This window comes from Streptomyces sp. NPDC047515 (genome assembly GCF_040643055.1).
Lineage (GTDB): Bacteria > Actinomycetota > Actinomycetes > Streptomycetales > Streptomycetaceae > Streptomyces.
The window spans coordinates 101,843-121,806 of sequence record NZ_JBEYTM010000013.1 but is presented as its reverse complement, the minus strand read 5'-3'; the positions used below and the strand labels follow the sequence as shown (position 1 = coordinate 121,806).

Genomic DNA, 19,964 nt, shown 5'->3' with positions numbered 1-19,964 from the left:
CGCGTGACCTACGAGATGGCGGTGCGCAGCTGCGCCACGTCCAGCTGCTCGGTCTCGTCGTGCGCGGTCAGGTCGATGACCTTGCCGACGGCCCGGTTCTCGGCCGATCCCGTACGGTGCGCGGCCAGCGCCTCCTCGCCCACCACGTCCGCGAGGTCCTCGTTCTGCACGGATTCGATCGCGGCACGTGCCTTCTGCGTACCGAAGAAGTCGAAGCTGCCCTGCGGCACCGGCTGGCGCCGGGAGGCCGCGTACGGCGCGACCGTGCTGGCGACCGGCACGGTACGGGTCGCGGGCAGCGCCGCGGCCGGCCGGGGCGCGGGAAGGGCGGTCGGCGGACGGAGGTGCCGCGCGTCCGACGGGTCCGCGGCGGCCGCGTGCTTCCCCTGCCGCTCCTCCGCCTCCCGGGCGCGCTCCGCGAGATCCCGCTTCCTGGCCTGCTCGGCGGTACGGCGCGCCTCCTGGAGGGCCCCGTTGCGCGAGAGGTCCTCCAGCGCCTGGGCGGCACGCAGATAGGCGGCCGGCGTCGGCGTGCTGCGCGCCGCGGGCAGTTCCCGGGGCGCGGCGGCTTCGAGCGCGAGCTGCCTGCGGCCCTCCAGCGCGCTGGCCCGACCGGTCTCGGCGTTGGCGTACCGACGCAGCAGCGCGGCGTGCTCACCGCGCAGGTTGGCGAGCTCCACGCGCTTGCGGCGCAGCTTCGTCTCCAGCCGTACGCGCAGTTCCCGCGACTCCTCCAGGTCCGACTCCAGCTCGGCCACACGCTCCTCGGCCCGCCATTCGTCGCCGGCGCGGGCGCGCGTCAGCTCGGCGACGCGACGGCCCGCTTCCCGGTCCCAGCTGCGCATCAGATACGCACCGGTCACAGCAGCGGCCGCCGCGGCGGTCACCAGACCGCGCAGGACCAGGGGCTCGGCGAGCAGCCAGGCGCCCCCGGCACAGAGGACCGAGACTCCGACGACGGCCGAAGGCGGAAGGATTCTGTGCAGAGGTGGCGAATGGCGATGACGTCCACGTGGCATGGCCTGAAATTTACCGTGTGTAGGAGGCACTTGGGGAGCCGCCCGCCAATCTGTTCCCGGCCGGTTACCTGACGGTCCCCAATCCCCCCGATCGCTACTTCTTGATGAGGCCCTTCGACCGCAGATAGTCCTTGGCCACATCGGCGGGCTTTGCGCGCTCCGCGTCGACCTTGCGGTTCAGTTCCGCCAGATCCTCGGTGGTGAGGGCCTTGGTGAGCTTGCCGAGCGCGTCGGCGACATCCTGGGAACCCGCGTCCTTGGCATTGACGACCGGCAGAACGTTGTCCGCGTTCTGGAGCTTCTTGTCGTCCTCCAGAAACACCAGTCCATAGCTGTCCAGCACCGCGTCCGTGGTGGTGGTGAGGACCAACTGGTCCTTGCCGTCCTTGACCGCCTGCTTGGACTGCGGCGTACCGACTCCCTTGGGGTCGATACCGGTGACATTGACGCCGTACGTCTTCTTCAGACCCGGCGCGCAGAACGGCCGCACCTCGCACTCGTCACCCGCCGCGATCTTCACTTCGGCCTTCGACCTGCCGAGATCCGAAAGGGACTTGAGCTTGTGCTCGGCGGCGAATTCCTTCGTCACCGCGAAGGCGTTCTGGTCGACGGCCGCGCCGGCCGGGAGCGCCTTCAGCCCGCGCGGGGCCGCGAGCTTCTCCAGCGCCGCGACGGTGGCGGCCGTGTCACCGGAGGCGACCGGCTTCTTCTCGGCCTGCTTCGCGCCGTTCACCTTGGCATTGAGGAATTCCGCGATCGTCGCGGCGTATTCGGGGACGACATCGATCTCGCCCTTCTCCAGGGACGGTTCGTACAGTTCCCGGTTGGCCACCGTGGTGATCGAGGTGCTGTATCCGGCGTCGCCCAGGATCTGCGCGTACAGCTCCGCGAGCACCTTGGACTCGGTGAAGGACGCCGCGCCGACGACGAGCGAACCCTTCTTCCCGGAGCCGCCGCCGGAGTCGCCGGCGGACGCCGAGCCCCCCTTGTCCTTCTCCAGGCTGTCGCCGCCGCAGGCGGCGAGCGAGCCGGCCAGAGCGACCATGCCGATGACCGCGCCCGCTATTCGCGAGGTCTTGCTCATGAGTTGTCTCCGTCCACAACAACAGGAATGGTTCGAGAAGGGAATCCGGGATCGGGAGGGATCGCCGGGGCGCCGGGCACGCGAGGGCGTGTGCCCGACGGATGGACGTGACGGACGGGTGTGGGGGCCGTCATGCCGTCCCGCGACGTCGGCGCAGCGGTGACAGCATCCGGTCCAGGACCACCAGCACCGCCTCCACCAGCAGAGCGAGCACGGCGACGAGCAGCGCCCCCGCGACCACCTGCGGCGTGTTGTACGTGTTGAACCCCGCCGTGATGATCCGGCCGAGACCGCCCTGGCCGACCATCGCGGCGATCGTCGCCGTGGCGACCACCTGGACCGCGGCCGAGCGCAGCCCGGCCATGATCATCGGGTAGGCCAGCGGCAGCTCGACCCGTACGAAGAGCTGCCCCCCGGACATGCCCATGCCCCGCGCCGCCTCGGCCACCGACCGGTCGACCTCCGTCATTCCGACGTAGGCGTTGGTGAGCAGCGGCGGCACGGCGAACAGCACCAGCGCGATGACCGTCGGCACATATCCGGCGTTGCGCAGCGGCGAGACCATGAAGAGGGCCAGCACCGCGAAGACCGGAATCGCCCGCCCCACATTGGAGAGGTTGACCGCCAGCGCGCCCCCCTTCCCGATGTGCCCGAGGTACAGCGCTACCGGCAGCGCGATGAGGCAGGCCAGGGCGAGCGCGACACCGCTGACGTACAGATGCTCCCCGAGCCGGTGCGCCGCACCGCTCTCCCCCGACCAGTTGGCGCCGGTGGTGAGCCATGTCCAGGCCTCGCCGAGAACTCCCATGGTTCAGACCGCCTTTGCCGTGGCGCCCGCGTGCGTGGCGCGTATCCGGGTCCAAGGGGTCATCAGCCGCTGAAGGCCCAGCAGCAGCAGATCCGCGACGACCGCGAGCAGCACGCACAGGACCGAGGCGGCGAGCACCTGCGCCTTGAAGAAGCTGGGCAGGGCGTCGCCTATGAGGTTGCCGAGGCCGCCTCTGCCGATGATCGATCCGACCGTCGTCAGCGCGATCGTGGAGACCGTGGCGATCCGCACACCGGCCATCAACGCTGGCATGGCGAGCGGGACTTCGACCTCCCACAACAGGCGCACCGGCCCGTATCCCATACCCTTCGCGGCTTCCTTCGCCTCCTGCGGCACCGCTTCGAGGCCGGCCAGGATGTTCCGCACGAGAATGGTGAGCGAATACAGCACCAGGCCGGTGACGACCAGCGCCGCGGAGAGTCCGAACAACGGCAGCAGCAGCGAGAACATGGCGAGCGAGGGCACGGTGTAGAGCACCGTCGTCAGCCCGAGCACCGGTCCGGCGAAGCGACGGCTGCGACGGGCGAGCAGCGCCAGCGGAAAGGCCACCAGAAGTCCGATCGCCACCGAGACGGCGGTGATCCAGATGTGCTGGACCGCCGCATCGGTCAACTCCTGGCTGCGGGAACGGAGATACTCCCCGCAGATCCAGTCGTTCGTCACCATGCAGTTCTGTGCGGCAGCCATCCGTCCCCCACCTCCCGATTACCGCCTCGTAGCGATCTCTGGCGACCCTATCCCCGACCACTGACAATCGCCGAAGCCGTTGTATTCCAGCAACATGTCCTTCACAGAACACGCGCGACAATGGGGAACCATGATCCGTTTCGAGCACGTCACCAAGCGGTACGCGGACGGCACCACCGCCGTCGACGACCTTTCCTTCGAGGTCGCCGAGGGTGAACTGGTCACGCTCGTCGGACCGTCGGGCTGCGGCAAGACGACCACCATGAAGATGGTGAACCGGCTGATCGAACCGACCGAGGGACGGATATTCCTCGCCGGGGACGACATATCCGCCATCGACCCCGTTCGGCTGCGCCGCCGTATCGGCTATGTGATCCAGCAGGTGGGGCTCTTCCCGCACCGTACGATCCTGGAGAACACCGCGACCGTTCCCCATCTCCTCGGCTGGAAGCGGGGAAAGGGCCGTGAGCGCGCGGCGGAACTTTTGGACCTTGTCGGACTTGATCCTTCCGTTTATGGCGACCGCTATCCGGAACAGCTCTCCGGCGGTCAGCGCCAACGCGTGGGCGTGGCCAGGGCACTGGCCGCGGATCCGCCGGTGCTGCTGATGGACGAGCCTTTCGGCGCGGTCGACCCCGTCGTACGGGAACGCCTGCAGAACGAATTCCTGAAACTCCAGGCGCAGGTCCGCAAAACCGTGCTGTTCGTCACGCACGACATCGAGGAAGCGGTCCGGCTCGGTGACCGCATCGCCGTCTACGGACAGGGATCCATCGAGCAGTTCGACTCCCCGGCGACCGTGCTCGGCTCGCCGGCCACCTCCTACGTCGCGGACTTCGTCGGCGCCGACCGCGGGCTCAAGCGGCTCTCCGTCACCCCCATCGAGGAGGGCGACCTGGACCAGCCGCCGGTCGTCCACCTCGACGACTCCCTGGCGAGGGCGACCGAACGGCTGCGGGCCGAGGGGGCGCGCTGGGCCGTCGTCCTGGACGGCGAGGACAATCTGCACGGCTGGATCCCGGCCGACAGCCCCGCCGACGGGACCGAGGACACGGTGCGCGCCCACGCCCGCAGGATGGAGGCGTGGCTGCCCGTCGGCGCCCCGCTCAAGCAGGCGTTCGCCACCATGCTCCAGCACGACGCCGGCTGGATCGCCGTCATCGACAAGGAGAGCACCGGCCGCTTCCTCGGCGTGCTCACCCCGGCCCGGCTCCATGAGGCGCTGCGCCGCTCGATCGACGCGGACGCCCAGGACGTCCCGCGCGCCGAGGTCGCCGTCGAGACAGTGGAGAGCTTCGCCAAGACCGCCGCACGCTGAGCCGGGAACCGGACCGGGCCGGAAGCGGGCCGGACCGGGCCGGAAAGCGGAACGCGCCGGGCCGGGCCGGCTCGGGAACCGGGCCCGGCTCAGTTCTCGCTGAGCCGGCTGCTCATCCAGTCCAGCGCCGAAGGGATCTCCCGTCGCCAGGTGTTGAAGTTGTGCCCGCCGCTGTCGAGCACGATCGACGAGGCCTGGGCGGGCGGCTTCACCTTGTCGAGGAACCGCATCGTGGAGTGGTAGTTCCCCTCGCCGTGCTTGGAGGTCGTGACCAGGAAGGACGAGTCGGGCTGCGGCAGATTGTCCAGGCTCCACATCAGATCGGAGCGGTTGCGCGCGTCCTGGTCGCCGTGGAAGAGGTCACCGGTCGTCGGGTCCTCGGCCGCCTTGTAGTACGCGGAGAGCCCGGCGCTCGCGGCGAACCGGTCCGGGTGGTGGAGTCCTATCTTCAACGCACAGTAGCCACCGGTCGAATTGCCCATGATGCCCCAGTTTCGCGCCAGCTTTCCGACCCGGTACTCGTCCGAGACCGCCCGCGGCACGTCCGTGCCGAGGAACGTCTCGGTCTGCGGCCCGCCCTTTATGTTCACGCACTCGGTGTCCCTCGGCGGCGCCACCGTCGGCCGCAGCATCACCAGGATCATCGGCTGGGCCCGTCCGGCCTTCACCCGATCGTGTGCCGTCCGCGGGTACCGAAGGCCCTTCAGAAGGTTCTCCGAGACGCCCGGGTAACCGGTCAGGACGACGACCGCGGGGAACTTCCGGCGGGCGAACGCCGGCTGAAAGTACTCCGGCGGCAGATACACGTACGCCGAACTCTCGATCTTCGATTCCCGACCCGCTATGACGACCTTGTCGATCCGCCCGTTCCTCGTGGGCAGCGAACCGCCCGGCCCGTCCGGCCGCTGTATCCCGACCCGGACGATGTTCTTGGAGGCCAGGGCACCGGCCGCGCGGTCCGTGACCACACCCAGCTCCTGCTTCTGGCCGAACAGATCGGCCCAGGACCCGTAGAAGAGGAACGAGTTGTTCGCCACCAGTCCGACGGAGACAAAGACCGTCACCTGGGTCGCCAGCAGCAGACCGACCCTGCCGAACACCGCGGACACACTGCGCCGGGCCAGCCGTGGCCAGAGCCAGACCGTGGCAGCGAAGAACACCACGGCCAGCATGATGGCGGCAGCCAGGAACGCCTTGCTGGTAAGACCCATGAGGGGGTGAGCTTTCTTGTCTGGAATTTTCCGGCCGGTGGGTGAACCCCCGGCCCGGAAGCCTCGTCCTACAGGTCGCACATCGTCCGGAGTGCCACGGCCGAAGGACTCAAGAATCTCTCGCGGAACCACGGGAAGCGATGTCTGTCACGCTAGATGGGGATAAATCAGGATCGGTTCCGAGCCCCGTACGCAAGTTCGTACGCGGCCCGCGGCCCGAATCCGTACCGACGCTGGTCGGTACCGCCTGCGCCGTCGTCGGCCTGATCGACGTGGCCGCGGGCGTCTTCCCGCGCTTCCGGCACAGCCGGATGCACACCCTCGCCGAGGTGCTCCCCGGCGCCCTCGGACCGTTCGCCGCCGCCCTCTCCCTGAGCGCGGGGGTCCTGCTGCTGCTCCTCGCCCACGGCCTCAAGCGACGCAAGCGGCGGGCCTGGCGAGCGGCAGCCCTGCTGCTGCCGGCCGGCGCGCTGGCGCAGTTCGCCTACCGGCACTCCGTCATCGGCACGCTCGTCTCACTGGCGCTCTGCCTCCTGCTGGTCCGCCATCGCGGCGAATTCGCCGCGCTTCCCGATCCCCGGAGCCGCTGGCGCGCTCTGGCCAACTTCGTGCTCCTCGGTGCGGGTTCGCTGGGCCTCGGCCTGATCATCGTCAGCGTCCACCCCGGCCGCATCGTGGGAAGCCCCAGCGTCGCCGACCGGCTCCAGCACGTGCTGTACGGGCTGTTCGGATTCGAAGGCCCCGTCGAGTACGCCGGGGTCACCTCCTCGACCGTGGCGTACTCACTCGGCGCCCTCGGCCTGCTGACCGCCGTCACCACCATCTACCTCGCCTTCCGCCCCGAGCACCCGGCCGCCCGCCTCACCGAGGACGACGAGGCCCGGCTGCGCACGCTGCTGGCGAAGCACGGCGGCCGCGACTCGCTCGGCCACTTCGCGCTCCGCCGCGACAAGGGCGTCGTCTTCTCGCCCAGCGGCAAGGCCGCCGTCTGCTACCGCGTCGTCTCCGGGGTGATGCTGGCGAGCGGCGACCCGATCGGCGACGTGGAGGCCTGGCCGGGCGCCATCGAACGCTTCATGGACGAGGCCAGGGCCCACTCCTGGACCCCGGCCGTGATGGGCTGCAGCGAGACCGGCGGCGAGGTCTGGACCCGCGAGACGGGACTGGACGCGCTGGAACTCGGCGACGAGGCGGTGGTGGACGTCGCGGATTTCTCGCTCGCCGGGCGCGCGATGCGCAACGTACGCCAGATGGTGAAGCGCATTGAACGTCTTGGCTACGAGACCCGGGTCCGGCGCGTCCGTGACATCGACGAGGCCGAACTGGCCCGCATCCGGCGGGCCGCCGCCGACTGGCGCGGCACCGACAACGAGCGCGGCTTCTCCATGGCGCTCGGCCGGATCGGCGACCCGGCCGACGGGGACTGTGTCATCGCCACCGCCCACAAGGCCGACGAGCACACCGCCGACTCCCCGTACGGCGACCTGAAGGCCGTGCTCCACTTCGTTCCGTGGGGCGGCGACGGCATGTCCCTCGATCTGATGCGCCGCGACCGCTCCGCCGATCCCGGCATGAACGAGCTGCTGATCGTCGCCGCCCTCCAGTCCGCCTCGCAGCTCTCCGTCGAGCGTGTCTCGCTGAACTTCGCGATGTTCCGCTCGGCGCTCGCCCGCGGCGAGAAGCTGGGCGCGGGACCGGTGCTGCGGACCTGGCGCGGACTACTGATCTTTCTGTCGCGCTGGTTCCAGATCGAGTCGCTGTACAAGTTCAATGCCAAGTTCCAGCCCCGCTGGGAGCCGCGCTTCGTGGTCTACCGCACCGCCGGCGACCTGCCCCGCATCTCCCTCGCGGCGATGCAGGCCGAGGGCTTCGTGAACCTGGCGCTGCCCCGTCCCTTCGCCCGCCGTTTCCCGCGCCGCCGGGCCCGCCCCTGCGCCCACACCCCGCCGCCCGGCCAGGAGCACCACGCCCGCGCGGCATAACAGCACGCCGGATCGGCCTACGCTGGTCGCATGAGTACGTTGCGTGGACGAGGCACGGTCCAAGGCCTGCCGGAGTGGGACCGCTGTGCGGTCATGGGTGTCGTCAATGTGACCCCGGACTCCTTCTCCGACGGGGGCCGCTGGTTCGACGCCACGGCCGCGATCAAACACGGCCTCGACCTGGTCGCCGAGGGCGCCGACCTGATCGACGTCGGCGGCGAGTCGACCCGTCCGGGCGCCAGCCGGGTGGACGCGTCGGAGGAGCTGCGGCGCGTGGTCCCGGTGGTCAAGGGTCTGGCGTCCGAAGGGGTCACGGTCTCCGTGGACACCATGCGGGCCCGTGTCGCCGACGAGGCGATCACGGCCGGGGCCGCCCTGGTCAACGACGTCAGCGGCGGCCTCGCCGACCCGGACATGGTCCGGGTCGTCGCCGCGGCCGGCGCGCCGTTCGTCGTGATGCACTGGCGCGGCTTCAGCGAGTCCATGAACAGCCGGGCGGTCTACGCGGACGTCGTCGCCGAGGTCGTCACGGAACTGCGGGAGCGGATGGACGCCGTGGTCGCGGGCGGAGTCGCCCCGGAACGGATCGTGATCGACCCCGGGCTCGGCTTCGCCAAGGACGCCGGCCACGACCTCTCCCTGGTCGCCCACCTCGACGAACTGCGTGCCCTGGGCCGACCGCTGCTGGTCGCCGCCTCCCGCAAACGCTTCCTCGGCCATGTGCTGGCCGGTGAGGGCGCGGCGCCACCCCCCGCGCGCGAACGCGACGCCGCCACCGCGGCGATCTCCGCGCTCTCCGCCCGCGCGGGTGCCTGGGCCGTCCGGGTCCACGAGGTCCGGGCCACGGCCGACGCCGTACGGGTCGCCCGCGCCGTCGAAGGTGCCGCATGAGCAGGCCCCGCGACGAACACGCGGAGGCGGCCGCCGACATCGCGGCCGTCGAACAGGCCAACACCTCCTTCTACGAGGCGATGGAGCGCGGCGACTTCGAGGAGCTCTCGGGCCTCTGGCTGCCGGGCGAGGATCTCACCGTCTCCTGCGTCCATCCGGGCTGGCCGGTGCTCACCGGCCGCGGCGAGGTGCTGCGCAGCTACGCCCTGATCATGGCGAACACCGAGTACATCCAGTTCTTCCTGACCGACGTCGGGATCTCGATGACCGGCGACACGGCGCTGGTGACCTGCACCGAGAACATTCTCAGCGGCGGCCCGGCGGAGGACGGCAACGCACTCGGACCGCTGGTCGGCCAACTCGTCGTAGCCACCAATGTGTTCCGGCGCACCCCGGACGGCTGGAAGCTCTGGTCCCACCACGGCTCGCCCGTACTGACCGAGTCCGACGAGGACGAGGACGAGGAATCCCCCTCCTGACCGAGGCATCCGCCCGACGGGAGGTTGGAATCCGGGTCCGCGGGTAGTAGCGGCTACCAGCCCCCCGCGAGGTCCTGCCCACAGCCCCCCGCGGGCGAGCACTGTCGGTGCTCGCAGGTAGATTCGGAAGAGAGCACCTCGCCGTCCGCACGCGGCCCCGTGTCTCTACGCCCTACGACAGCAGGAGTGATTCGCGTGGATCGTGTCGCGCTGCGCGGCCTCAAGGCCCGTGGACACCATGGCGTCTTCCCCCGGGAACGGGAAGAGGGACAGACGTTCATCGTGGACCTGGTGCTCGGCCTCGACACCCGCCCCGCGGCAGCCGCCGACGACCTGACGAAGACCGTGCACTACGGCGTCGTCGCCGAGGAGGTCGTCGACGTGGTGCAGGGAGAACCGGTCGATCTGATCGAAACGCTCGCGGAGCGCATCGCCCAGACGTGCCTCAAGCACGAAGGAGTCAAGGAGGTGGAGGTGGTGGTACACAAGCCCGATGCGCCGATCACCGTTCCGTTCGACGATGTGACCATCACCATCACCCGGAGCCGAGTATGACTGCATTTTCTACCGAGGGGCAGAGCGACCCGACCGTACAGCCGGTGCCCGCCTCCGTGGTCGAGCAGGTGGACGCCGCGGACATCACCCTCTCCAATCCCAAACGTGCCGTGATCTCCCTGGGCTCCAACCTCGGCAACCGCCTGGAGACCCTCCAGGGCGCCATAGACGCCCTGGAGGACACCCCCGGCCTGCGGGTCAAGGCGGTCTCCCCGGTGTACGAGACGGAGCCCTGGGGCGTCGCTCCCGGTTCTCAACCCTCGTACTTCAACGCGGTGATCGTCGTGAAGACGACGCTTCCTCCGTCCTCGCTCCTGGAGCGCGGCCAGGCCATCGAGGAGGCCTTCGACCGGGTCCGTGAGGAACGCTGGGGCCCGCGCACCATCGACGTCGACATCGTGGCGTACGCGGATGTCGTCTCCGACGACCCGGTGCTCACCCTGCCTCACCCCCGGGCCCGTGAGCGGGCCTTCGTCCTCGCTCCGTGGCACGACGTCGACCCCGAGGCCCAGCTGCCCGGCGCCGGCCCCGTCGCGGAGCTGCTGGCCGGTGTCGGCCGGGACGGCGTACTGCCCCGGGCCGATCTGGAACTCCGTCTGCCCGAGTAGTCGTTAGGCTCGACGGACACGGATCACTGGCGATACGGACCGGTGGCGACACGGGCCACCGGCAGCGAAGGGCGGAGCACTCGGTGAAGCAACTACGGCTCGCGGTACTGGCCGGCCTCTTCGCCGCGGCCGGGGTGCTCTCATGGGGCGGCGCCCGCCTCTGGGACTCCGTCGGCAGCCTGCCGAGCGTTCCCCTCGCCGCGCCGATCGTGCTCGCGGTGATCGCGGCCATCCTGTTCGCCACGGCACTCTCCATCCGTTCCCGGCTGCGCGCCCAGCGCGAGCGCCGGCCGGGAGCCAAGGGCGTCGAGCCACTGATGGCGGCGCGGGCCGTCGTCTTCGGCCAGGCCAGCGCGCTCGTCGTCTCCCTGGTGTCCGGCATGTACGGCGGCACGGGCGTCTTCCTGCTCGGCTCCCTCGACATCTCCGCCCGCCGCGACCAGGCGATCTACGCAGGCTTCGCGGTCCTGGCCGGTATCGCGGTGGTGGCCGCGGCCCTCTGGCTGGAGCGCATCTGCAAGCTCCCGGAGGACGAGGACAACGACAAGAGCTCGGCGGCCGCGTAGGGACCACCGAGCTCTTCTCCCGCTGCCGTGCCGGAGCTCAGCGCGCCATGATCAGGCTCATGGCCTCGGCTCGCGTCGCGGGATCACGGAGCTGTCCCCGCACCGCCGACGTCAGCGTCTTCGCACCGGGCTTGCGGATGCCGCGCATCGACATGCACATGTGCTCGCACTCGATGACGACGATGGCCCCGCGCGGCTCCAGGATGTCCATGAGCGAATCGGCGATCTGGGTGGTGAGCCGCTCCTGGACCTGCGGCCGCCGGGCGTAGACGTCGACCAGGCGGGCCAGCTTCGAAAGGCCGGTGATCTTTCCGCTGGTCGCCGGGATGTACCCGACGTGCGCGACGCCCCGGAACGGCACCAGGTGGTGTTCGCAGGTGCTGAACACCTCGATGTCCTTGACCAGCACCATCTCGTCGTGGCCGAGGTCGAACGTGGTCGTCAGAACGTCCTCGGGCTCCTGGTAGAGACCCGCGAATATCTCCTTGTACGCCCGTGCCACCCGTCCCGGCGTCTCGCGCAGTCCTTCACGGTCCGGGTCCTCGCCCACGGCGAGGAGGAGTTCGCGAACGGCAGCCTCGGCCCGCTTCTCGTCGAACTCACCGATCGGACCCTGGCCCTCCAACGTCACCGGGTCGGTCATCTGTGCCTCGTTCCTCTGAGCTGTCACCCGCACCTACCTCCGTACGGGCGTACGAAAAAGCCGCGCCCCCACAGGCTAGAACCTGCGGAGGCGCGGCATCCATTCCGGGCCCGGTGAGGCCCCGTGACAGGGGCCACACCGGGGTCTCGGATCAGTTCTCCGGGCGGTCCTCCGGGATCACCTCGGTGGCCGGGACGGTGTCCGTGGGGACGACCGAGCCGTTCGCCGTGGTGGCGCCGTTGGTGAGGGCGAGCTCCTTCGGCGAGAGCACCGGCGGCCGCGTCGACGGGGTGCGTCGGGCGGAACCGGTCCAGGCCGGACGGGCCGGGCGCTTCACGATCGGGGCGAAGATCTCGGCGATCTCCTCCTTGCCGAGCGTCTCCTTCTCCAGGAGCTGGAGAACGAGGGCGTCCAGCACGTCGCGGTTCTCGACGAGGATCTCCCACGCGTCGTTGTGCGCGGTCTCGATGAGCCTCTTGACCTCTTCGTCGACGAGGGCCGCGACCTCTTCCGAGTAGTCGCGCTGGTGGCCCATCTCCCGGCCCACGAAGGGCTCGGTGTTGTCGCCGCCGAACTTGATCGCGCCGAGCCGCTCCGTCATGCCGTACTGCGTGACCATCGCGCGGGCCGTTGCCGTGGCCTTCTCGATGTCGTTCGCGGCACCGGTGGTCGGGTCGTGGAAGACCAGCTCCTCGGCCGCGCGCCCGCCCAGCATGTAGGCCAGCTGGTCGAGCATCTCGTTGCGCGTCGTGGAGTACTTGTCCTCCTCCGGGAGCACCATCGTGTAACCGAGGGCGCGGCCGCGGGAGAGGATCGTGATCTTGTGGACCGGGTCCGCCTGGGGGGAAGCCGCCGCGACCAGGGCGTGTCCGCCCTCGTGGTACGCGGTGATCTTCTTCTCCTTCTCGGACATGATCCGGGTCCGCTTCTGCGGGCCCGCCACGACGCGGTCGATGGCCTCGTCGAGCATCTTGTTGTCGATCAGCTTCAGGTTGCCGCGCGCCGTGAGGAGCGCCGCTTCGTTCAGCACGTTCGACAGGTCGGCACCGGTGAAGCCGGGCGTACGACGGGCAACGGCGCCGAGGTCGACGTCCTTGGCGACCGGCTTGCCCTTCTGGTGCACCTTGAGGATTTCGAGACGGCCCTGCATGTCCGGCCGGTCGACCGCGATCTGCCGGTCGAAGCGGCCCGGACGCAGCAGCGCCGGGTCGAGGATGTCCGGCCGGTTCGTGGCGGCGATCAGGATGACGCCGCCCTTCACGTCGAAGCCGTCCATCTCGACGAGCAGCTGGTTCAGCGTCTGCTCGCGCTCGTCGTGGCCGCCGCCCATTCCGGCACCGCGGTGCCGGCCGACGGCGTCGATCTCGTCGACGAAGACGATCGCCGGGGCGTTCGCCTTGGCCTGCTCGAAGAGGTCACGGACCCGGCTGGCACCGACACCGACGAACATCTCGACGAAGTCGGAACCGGAGATCGAGTAGAACGGGACGCCCGCCTCGCCCGCGACGGCGCGCGCGAGAAGCGTCTTGCCCGTACCGGGAGGCCCGTACAGCAGGACGCCCTTGGGGATCTTGGCGCCGACGGCCTGGAACTTCGCCGGCTCCTGGAGGAACTCCTTGATCTCCTGGAGCTCCTCGACGGCCTCGTCCGACCCCGCCACATCGGCGAACGTCGTCTTCGGGGTGTCCTTGGTGATCAGCTTGGCCTTGGACTTCCCGAACTGCATGACCCGGGAGCCGCCGCCCTGCATCTGATTCATCAGGAACAGGAAGACGACCACGATCAGGACGAAGGGCAGCAGCGAGAGGAGGATCGAGATGAACGGGGACTGCTTCGACGGCGAGACAGTGTAGCCCTTGTCGATCTTGCCGCTCTCGAACTTCTGCTGCAGCGTGTCGGCCAGCTGGACACCCTGGTCGCCGATGTAGCTCGCCTGGAACTTGCTGCCGGACTCGCCCGAGAGCTTCTGGTCCTTCTTCAACTCGATCTTGATGATCTGTTCGTCACCGGTGGTCAGCTTGGCCTGCGCCACCTGGTCCTTGCTGATCGCCTGGATCACCTTGCCGGTGTCCACCGATTTGTAGCCGCCGGACGAGCCGACGACCTGCATCAACACGACCACGGCGAGGACGGCCAGCACGATCCACATGACCGGCCCACGGAAGTATCGCTTCACGTCCATCCATACGGGGCGATGACGCCCCGTCCCTCCTGCCCGTAGGTAAATGCTGCTGTGAGAAAAGACTGTTCTTCGGACGGTACCCCAGCATTGTCACCCGCGACTGCCGGGGACGTCTGTCAAAACCCGCCTTCGAAGGGTCAACGGCGGGAATGCGGTGAAAGGTTCCCCGCCGTCCGTCCCGGTCGGGCCGGGCACCCCGGGGCCGGGCGGAAAACGCCGGGCGGGGAACGCCGGGCGGCGGTCAGCCGCCGTAGACGTGCGGGGCGAGCGTGCCGACGAAGGGGAGGTTGCGGTACTTCTCCGCGTAGTCCAGCCCGTATCCGACGACGAACTCGTTGGGGATGTCGAAACCGACCCACTTGCAGTCGAGCGCGACCTTGGCCGCGTCCGGCTTGCGCAGCAGGGTGCAGATCTCCAGGGACGCGGGCTCGCGCGAGCCGAGGTTCGACATCAGCCAGGACAGGGTCAGGCCCGAGTCGATGATGTCCTCGACGATCAGGACGTGCTTGCCCTTGATGTCGGTGTCCAGGTCCTTGAGGATCCGCACGACTCCGGAGGACTGGGTGCCCGCGCCGTACGACGAGACGGCCATCCAGTCCATGGTGACGGGGGTGGACAGCGCGCGCGCCAGGTCCGCCATCACCATCACTGCGCCCTTGAGGACGCCGACGATGAGCAGGTCCTTGCCCGCGTACTCCGCGTCGATCTTCGCGGCCAGCTCGACGAGCTTCGCGTCGATCTCTTCCTTGGTGAGGAGCACCGACTGAAGGTCGGTGCCCATGTCCTTCTCGTTCACCCGCGTCTCTTTCTTTGCCTGCCGGGTCCGGGGTGGTGCCCCGGCCCTGCGCGGCCGCTCGCCTGCATGTCAGCCGCTCGTGCTTCAGCTCTGCCGAATCACCAGTCTGCCACCCTGCCGCCGGGCTTCGACGCGGCCGGGCAGGTTGATGGCCCGCTGGCCCCGCCAGCCGGTGATCAGACGGTCGACTTCCTCGATGTGGCGGGCGAAGAGGGAACCGGGCGGGGAGCCCGCCTCCATGGCTGCCCGGCGCAGCACCCGGCGGCGTACGGCGGGCGGCAGCGCGTACAGCTTGGCGCACTCCAGCCGGCCCGAGTCGTCCCGCACGGTGCGGTCGGCCTCGGCGGCCCAGGTGTCCAGGGCGTCGGCGTCGTCGCGGGAGAGCTGCGCCGTACGGGCGAGGGCCTCGACGACTCCCTTGCCCAGCGCCTTCTCCAGGGCGGGCAGGCCCTCGTGGCGCAATCGGGAGCGGGTGTAGGCGGGGTCGATGTTGTGCGGGTCGTCCCAGACGGGCAGCGACTGGACGAGACAGGCCTTGCGGGCGGTCTGGCGGTCGAGCTGGAGGAAGGGGCGGCGGTAGCGGCCGGCCGGCCCCGACGCGGCGGCCATGCCGGAGAGCGAGCGGATGCCGGAGCCACGGGCCAGGCCCAGCAGCACCGTCTCCGCCTGGTCGTCACGGGTGTGGCCGAGCAGGACGGCGGCGGCGCCGTGCCGTTCGGCCGCCGCGTCCAGCGCGGCGTAGCGGGCGTCGCGGGCGGCGGCCTCGGGGCCGCCCTCCTGGCCGACCTGCACGGCGACGGACTCGACCGGGTCGAGATGCATCGCGGTGAGGCGGGCGACGACCTCGGCGGCCCGGGTGTCGGATCCGTCCTGGAGGCCGTGGTCGACGGTGATGCCGCCGGCCCGGACGTCGAGCTTGCGGGCCTCGAAGGCGAGGGCGGAGGCGAGTGCCATGGAATCGGCGCCGCCGGAGCATGCCACCAGCACGAGTGGGGTGTCGGGGCGATCGGGGAGCGGGGCGCGCTGCCTGCCCGCACCGGCTTCGGCGAGCTCGGGGTGCGGGGTGCGCCGGGTGTGTTCGGTGAGTACGTCGTGGAGTACGCGGCGGACCGCCAGGCGTATCGCCGCGACCGCAGGATGGGGACCCATGTCCGGTGCCCTTCGTGGAGTTCGGGAGAGGTTCCTCGGAGTGCCGGGACGGGAGAGTTCCGTCACTCAGAGTGCGTCGATGGTGACAGAGGCAAGCCGTCCATCGAGCATTGCACGCCTTCCCATGCCCCTACGGTCCCTCGGATGGGTGATTACCGGCGCGTTCTCATCCTGTCGTCCGCCGTCGGGCCCGTCGCGATCAGGACTCTGCCCTACGGTGCACCCTCGCGATCCAGTCGGCCGGCTTCGCGATCTCCGCCTTGGTCGGGAGGGTGTTCGGCGAGGTCCAGACCCGGTTGAAGCCGTCCATGCCGACCTCGTCGACCACGGCGCGGACGAATCGTTCGCCGTCCCGGTACTGGCGCAGTTTGGCGTCGAGGCCCAGAAGCTTGCGCAGCGCCTGGTCGAGGCGGCTCGCACCGCGCGCCCTGCGCTGCTGGAACTTCTCCCGGATCTCGCCGACGGAGGAGACGACCTCCGGGCCGACGCCGTCCATCACGAAATCGGCGTGCCCTTCGAGCAGGGACATCACGGCGGTGAGGCGGCCGAGGATCTCGCGCTGGGCGGGCGTCTGGACGAGCTCGACGAGGCTGCGGCCGCCGTCCTCGCCGTCCTCTCCCTCGGGGCGGCCCCCGGCCAGGGACTGGGCGGCCTCGCGGAGCCGTTCCAGCACGGTCACGGGGTCGACATCGGTCTCTTCGAGGAATGACTGGATCTCGCCCTGCAGATGGTCGCGGAGCCAGGGCACCCCGGTGAACTGGGTGCGGTGGGTCTCCTCGTGGAGGGCGACCCAGAGCCGGAAGTCGTGCGGGTCGACCTCCAGCTCGCGCTCCACGTGGACGATGTTCGGGGCGACGAGCAGCAGCCTGCCGCCGCCGTCGGCCGAGACCGGGAACTCACGGGTGGCGGGGGCGAACGTCTCGTACTGGCCGAGGACCCGGGAGGCCAGGAACGACAGCAGCATCCCCACCTCGACACCGGTCACCTTGCCGCCGACCGCGCCGAGCACGGCGCCGCCCGGCCCGTTGCCCCGCCGGTCCTGCATCTTTCCCAGCAGCGGGCGGAGCAGTTCGCGGAAGCCCGCGACATTGGCCTTGATCCAGCCCGCCCGGTCCACGATCAGGACCGGGGTGTCCTCCGGTTCGGTCCCCTCGGGGATCATCCGGGTGAAGGAACGGACGTGCTCCTCCGCGGCCTTGGCATGCCTGCGCAGTTCCGCGACGACCTCACGGGCCTCCTCGCGGCTGATCTCGGGGCCCGGCCGCACAAGTCGGGTCGCGGTCGCGACCGCGAGATTCCAGTCGACCATCTCGGCACCACCGATGCTCGTCATGCGTCAACCGTACGTGCTCGGCTCCGTCCGCGGTGTGGTGTCGACCGGCTCACCCGGTACCGGCGCCGAGGGTCGTCCGGTGCTCCCCGGTGGATTCCCGAGGGGCGTCGGACGCGGTGCGCCGCGCGGCACGGGGGCGCTCACGCATCGGATGCGCACCGGGCCGGGGAACGCCCGGCGACCGGATCCACGCGAGGCGGAGGGCGCCCGTGTGCGGACGGCGTTCGGGCGTTGCGGTGACGCGGCGCGGTGCCGTGCCCGGCGCCGCGCACCCGCCGGGGATCACCCGGAGCAGGTTCAGGCTCGGGCCCTGGACAAGGCCGGCGCCGCGCACCTGCCGGGGATCACCGGACGGACCTGAGACCGGTGGCGAGTGCGTCGAGGGAGGACTGGGCCTCGGACGGGGATGTCGTACCGGATGTCAGGAAGGCGAAGGCGAGCAGTCGGCCCCGCCGGTCGACGACCGTCCCGGCGAGGGAGTTCACGCCGGTGAGGGTGCCGGTCTTGGCCCGGATCAGGCCGGTGCCGTCGGACTTCTCGTCGTACCGGCCGCTGAGGGTGCCGGTGAATCCGGCCACGGGGAGGCCGGTGAGGACGGGGCGCAGCTCGGGGTGGTCCGGGTCGGCGGCGCGGGCGAGGAGACCGGCCAGCAGTCCGGCGGTGACCTTGTCCTTGCGGTTCAGCCCGCTGCCGTCGGCGAAGTTCGCACCGGTCAGCGGCAGGCGGAGCTTCTTGAGCTGTGCGGTGACGGCCCGTCGGCCGCCGTCGAAGTCGGCCGGTTCGCCCGTGGCCAGGGCGGTCTGCCGGGCGAGTGCCTCGGCGATGTCGTTGTCGCTGTTGGTCAGGGCCCGTTCGACCAGAGCGGAGAGCGGGACCGACAGATGCGTGGCGACCGTCCGGGACTTGGCGGCCGGCCGGCCGCGCACCGGGTCGGACCGGGTGGCGATCCCGGCTTCGTCGAGCAGTTCGCCGAAGGTCCGGGCGGTGTCGCCGGCCGGGTCGTCGCTGCGGGGGGCGGGTCCGCTGTCGCTGCTGTCGAGCCTGCCCTCGTCGGTCATCAGGGCGCTGACGGGGGCGATGTTCTCGTTGGGGCCGATCGGGTGCCGTGCGGGGCCGGCGTAGCGGGAGGTGTCGTACGCGAGACGGACCGATGTCACGCCGCGGTCCTTCAGGGCGCGGGCGGTGCCGGCGGCCAGGGCGCGCAGCGCGGCCTTGTCGAGGGTGGGGTCGCCGCCGCCGACCAGGGTGAGGCCGCGGGAGTCGGGGGACGCCCGGACCGTCGTGGCGATGCGGTGACCGGGGCCGAGCGCGCTCAGGGCGGCGACCGAGGTGGCGATCTTGATGGTGGAGGCGGGCGTCATGGGCGTGTCGGCACCCTGGCCGTACAGCCGCTCGCCGGTGGTGGTGTCGATGACGACGGCGCTGCGCACGGTCCCCAGGGCGGGGGCCTTCAGCAGCGGTCCGAGGGTGGTGCGGAGGGCGGCCGCCGCGCCGTTCGGGGTGTCGCGCGCGTCCGGCGCGGAGTTGTCGACCGCGGCGGAGAGGGGCTGGAGGACGGCCGGGGCGCTGGGTGCGGGTTCCGGTCCGGACGGTGTGCCGGATCCGTGATGTACGCCACCTGTGCGGCTCCGGGCGGCGGCCCAGTCCTGCTCGGCCTTACGCTGACCCGAGTCCCAGGGGCCGGCGGCAAGGACGACGCCGGCCGCGAGTGCCAGGCCGAGGCCCGCGGAGACGGCCGTGAACTGCCGATCGCTCAGTCCCCTCAACCTGATCACGCCACTCTGCCGGGTGAGCCTGCTCAGTTTGCCCAGCGGGTCGACCGACGGTCTCTTCACCGGCTCGTCCACCGTTGACCAGCCCCTTTCGCGAGCACACATCTGCGTGGGGGACACTTAATCACCAGTCGTATGTGTTGATCATGGAGGAGCCACCCGTGGAGTTCGACGTCACCATCGAGATCCCGAAGGGTTCGCGGAACAAGTACGAGGTGGACCACGAGACCGGTCGGATCCGCCTGGACCGTCGACTCTTCACCTCGACCAGCTACCCGGCGGACTACGGCTTCGTCGAGAACACCCTCGGCGAGGACGGCGACCCGCTGGACGCGCTGGTCATCCTGGACGAGCCGACCTTCCCCGGCTGCCTCATCAAGTGCCGCGCCATCGGCATGTTCCGGATGACGGACGAGGCCGGCGGCGACGACAAGCTGCTGTGCGTGCCGGCCTCCGACCCCCGGGTGGAGCACCTGCGCGACATCCACCACGTGTCGGAGTTCGACCGCCTGGAGATCCAGCACTTCTTCGAGGTCTACAAGGACCTGGAGCCCGGCAAGTCCGTCGAGGGTGCGGACTGGGTCGGACGCGCCGAGGCCGAGGCCGAGATCGAGGCCTCCTACAAGCGCCTTGAGGCGCAGGGCGGCGCGCACTGACCCGAGGGTCACGGCCGGATTCCGGCCGAGGTACGTCGCACGGTTCCGCTTACGGTTCCGTGCTGGAACCGGGCGGCACTCCACTCGATGGGGTGCCGCCCGTTCCGCACGCCCGCCCGTCCCGGTCGCGTACCGGTCCGGCCCGCGGGTTCGTGCGCCCCGTGATCCCGCCCGCCTCGCTTCCGCATACTTGCCCGTGGCCAT

At 70.2% G+C, this 19,964-nt stretch carries 19 protein-coding genes; 8 read left to right on the top strand and 11 right to left on the bottom strand.

Annotation, left to right across the window (positions count from 1 at the left end; genetic code table 11):
* Positions 1 to 8: 8 nt before the first annotated feature.
* From ABZ826_RS14210 to ABZ826_RS14195, 4 genes are all read right to left on the bottom strand, one after another.
* A complete protein-coding gene (locus ABZ826_RS14210) occupies positions 9 to 1,019 on the bottom strand; it encodes a hypothetical protein (RefSeq protein ID WP_361446878.1) in 1,011 nt (336 codons plus the stop codon).
* Between the two features lie 94 nt (positions 1,020 to 1,113).
* Positions 1,114 to 2,103 carry an ABC transporter substrate-binding protein gene (locus tag ABZ826_RS14205; RefSeq protein ID WP_361446876.1) on the bottom strand — a complete coding sequence of 330 codons (990 nt, stop codon included), beginning with the start codon at positions 2,101 to 2,103 and terminating at the stop codon, positions 1,114 to 1,116.
* A gap of 130 nt (positions 2,104 to 2,233) precedes the next feature.
* Positions 2,234 to 2,911 (bottom strand): ABC transporter permease, encoded by a 678-nt coding sequence (locus ABZ826_RS14200; RefSeq protein ID WP_361446874.1) that lies wholly within the window; start codon positions 2,909 to 2,911, stop codon positions 2,234 to 2,236.
* A 3-nt stretch (positions 2,912 to 2,914) separates the two neighbouring features.
* Positions 2,915 to 3,619 (bottom strand): ABC transporter permease, encoded by a 705-nt coding sequence (locus ABZ826_RS14195; protein ID WP_361446872.1) that lies wholly within the window; start codon positions 3,617 to 3,619, stop codon positions 2,915 to 2,917.
* A 130-nt stretch (positions 3,620 to 3,749) separates the two neighbouring features.
* On the opposite strand from ABZ826_RS14195, the gene ABZ826_RS14190 reads away from it, so the two are divergent.
* Complete coding sequence (locus ABZ826_RS14190) at positions 3,750 to 4,937, top strand: betaine/proline/choline family ABC transporter ATP-binding protein (RefSeq protein WP_361446870.1); 1,188 nt, start codon at positions 3,750 to 3,752, stop codon at positions 4,935 to 4,937.
* 89 nt (positions 4,938 to 5,026) lie between these two features.
* On the opposite strand, the gene ABZ826_RS14185 is transcribed toward ABZ826_RS14190, so the two are convergent.
* Positions 5,027 to 6,148, bottom strand: a complete 1,122-nt coding sequence (locus ABZ826_RS14185) for an alpha/beta hydrolase-fold protein (protein WP_361446868.1) — start codon at positions 6,146 to 6,148, stop codon at positions 5,027 to 5,029.
* A 140-nt stretch (positions 6,149 to 6,288) separates the two neighbouring features.
* Here ABZ826_RS14185 and ABZ826_RS14180 point away from each other — a divergent pair, with 140 nt between their 5' ends.
* The 6 genes from ABZ826_RS14180 to ABZ826_RS14155 all read left to right on the top strand — a co-directional run bounded on the left by ABZ826_RS14180 (position 6,289) and on the right by ABZ826_RS14155 (position 11,229).
* Positions 6,289 to 8,130, top strand: coding sequence for a phosphatidylglycerol lysyltransferase domain-containing protein (locus ABZ826_RS14180; protein ID WP_361446866.1), 1,842 nt, complete (start codon positions 6,289 to 6,291; stop codon positions 8,128 to 8,130).
* A gap of 93 nt (positions 8,131 to 8,223) precedes the next feature.
* Entirely contained in the window at positions 8,224 to 9,021 is a 798-nt protein-coding gene (gene folP, locus ABZ826_RS14175) for a dihydropteroate synthase (protein ID WP_361446963.1), read from the top strand.
* A complete protein-coding gene (locus ABZ826_RS14170) occupies positions 9,018 to 9,500 on the top strand; it encodes a nuclear transport factor 2 family protein (RefSeq protein WP_361446864.1) in 483 nt (160 codons plus the stop codon). The genes folP and ABZ826_RS14170 overlap by 4 nt, the downstream gene beginning before the upstream one ends.
* A gap of 195 nt (positions 9,501 to 9,695) precedes the next feature.
* Positions 9,696 to 10,055 (top strand): dihydroneopterin aldolase, encoded by a 360-nt coding sequence (gene folB / locus ABZ826_RS14165; protein WP_361446862.1) that lies wholly within the window; start codon positions 9,696 to 9,698, stop codon positions 10,053 to 10,055.
* Positions 10,052 to 10,663, top strand: a complete 612-nt coding sequence (gene folK, locus ABZ826_RS14160) for a 2-amino-4-hydroxy-6-hydroxymethyldihydropteridine diphosphokinase (protein WP_361446860.1) — start codon at positions 10,052 to 10,054, stop codon at positions 10,661 to 10,663. The genes folB and folK overlap by 4 nt, the downstream gene beginning before the upstream one ends.
* A gap of 83 nt (positions 10,664 to 10,746) precedes the next feature.
* A complete protein-coding gene (locus tag ABZ826_RS14155) occupies positions 10,747 to 11,229 on the top strand; it encodes a DUF3180 domain-containing protein (protein ID WP_361446858.1) in 483 nt (160 codons plus the stop codon).
* A gap of 37 nt (positions 11,230 to 11,266) precedes the next feature.
* Here ABZ826_RS14155 and folE read toward each other — a convergent pair whose 3' ends face one another.
* The 6 genes from folE to dacB form a co-directional block, all read right to left on the bottom strand.
* On the bottom strand, positions 11,267 to 11,872 hold the full coding sequence (gene folE / locus ABZ826_RS14150; protein ID WP_361446856.1) for a GTP cyclohydrolase I FolE: 606 nt from the start codon (positions 11,870 to 11,872) through the stop codon (positions 11,267 to 11,269).
* A gap of 151 nt (positions 11,873 to 12,023) precedes the next feature.
* A complete protein-coding gene (gene ftsH / locus ABZ826_RS14145) occupies positions 12,024 to 14,054 on the bottom strand; it encodes an ATP-dependent zinc metalloprotease FtsH (protein ID WP_361446854.1) in 2,031 nt (676 codons plus the stop codon).
* Positions 14,055 to 14,295: 241 nt separating this feature from the next.
* Positions 14,296 to 14,835 carry a hypoxanthine phosphoribosyltransferase gene (gene hpt / locus ABZ826_RS14140; RefSeq protein WP_072487175.1) on the bottom strand — a complete coding sequence of 180 codons (540 nt, stop codon included), beginning with the start codon at positions 14,833 to 14,835 and terminating at the stop codon, positions 14,296 to 14,298.
* Positions 14,836 to 14,934: 99 nt separating this feature from the next.
* On the bottom strand, positions 14,935 to 15,999 hold the full coding sequence (tilS, locus tag ABZ826_RS14135) for a tRNA lysidine(34) synthetase TilS (RefSeq protein ID WP_361446852.1): 1,065 nt from the start codon (positions 15,997 to 15,999) through the stop codon (positions 14,935 to 14,937).
* Positions 16,000 to 16,198: 199 nt separating this feature from the next.
* On the bottom strand, positions 16,199 to 17,332 hold the full coding sequence (locus ABZ826_RS14130; RefSeq protein WP_361446850.1) for a zinc-dependent metalloprotease: 1,134 nt from the start codon (positions 17,330 to 17,332) through the stop codon (positions 16,199 to 16,201).
* 344 nt (positions 17,333 to 17,676) lie between these two features.
* Entirely contained in the window at positions 17,677 to 19,179 is a 1,503-nt protein-coding gene (gene dacB / locus ABZ826_RS14125; RefSeq protein ID WP_361446848.1) for a D-alanyl-D-alanine carboxypeptidase/D-alanyl-D-alanine-endopeptidase, read from the bottom strand.
* 86 nt (positions 19,180 to 19,265) lie between these two features.
* On the opposite strand from dacB, the gene ABZ826_RS14120 reads away from it, so the two are divergent.
* Positions 19,266 to 19,760 carry an inorganic diphosphatase gene (locus ABZ826_RS14120; protein WP_003968257.1) on the top strand — a complete coding sequence of 165 codons (495 nt, stop codon included), beginning with the start codon at positions 19,266 to 19,268 and terminating at the stop codon, positions 19,758 to 19,760.
* The last annotated feature ends 204 nt before the right edge of the window (positions 19,761 to 19,964 follow it).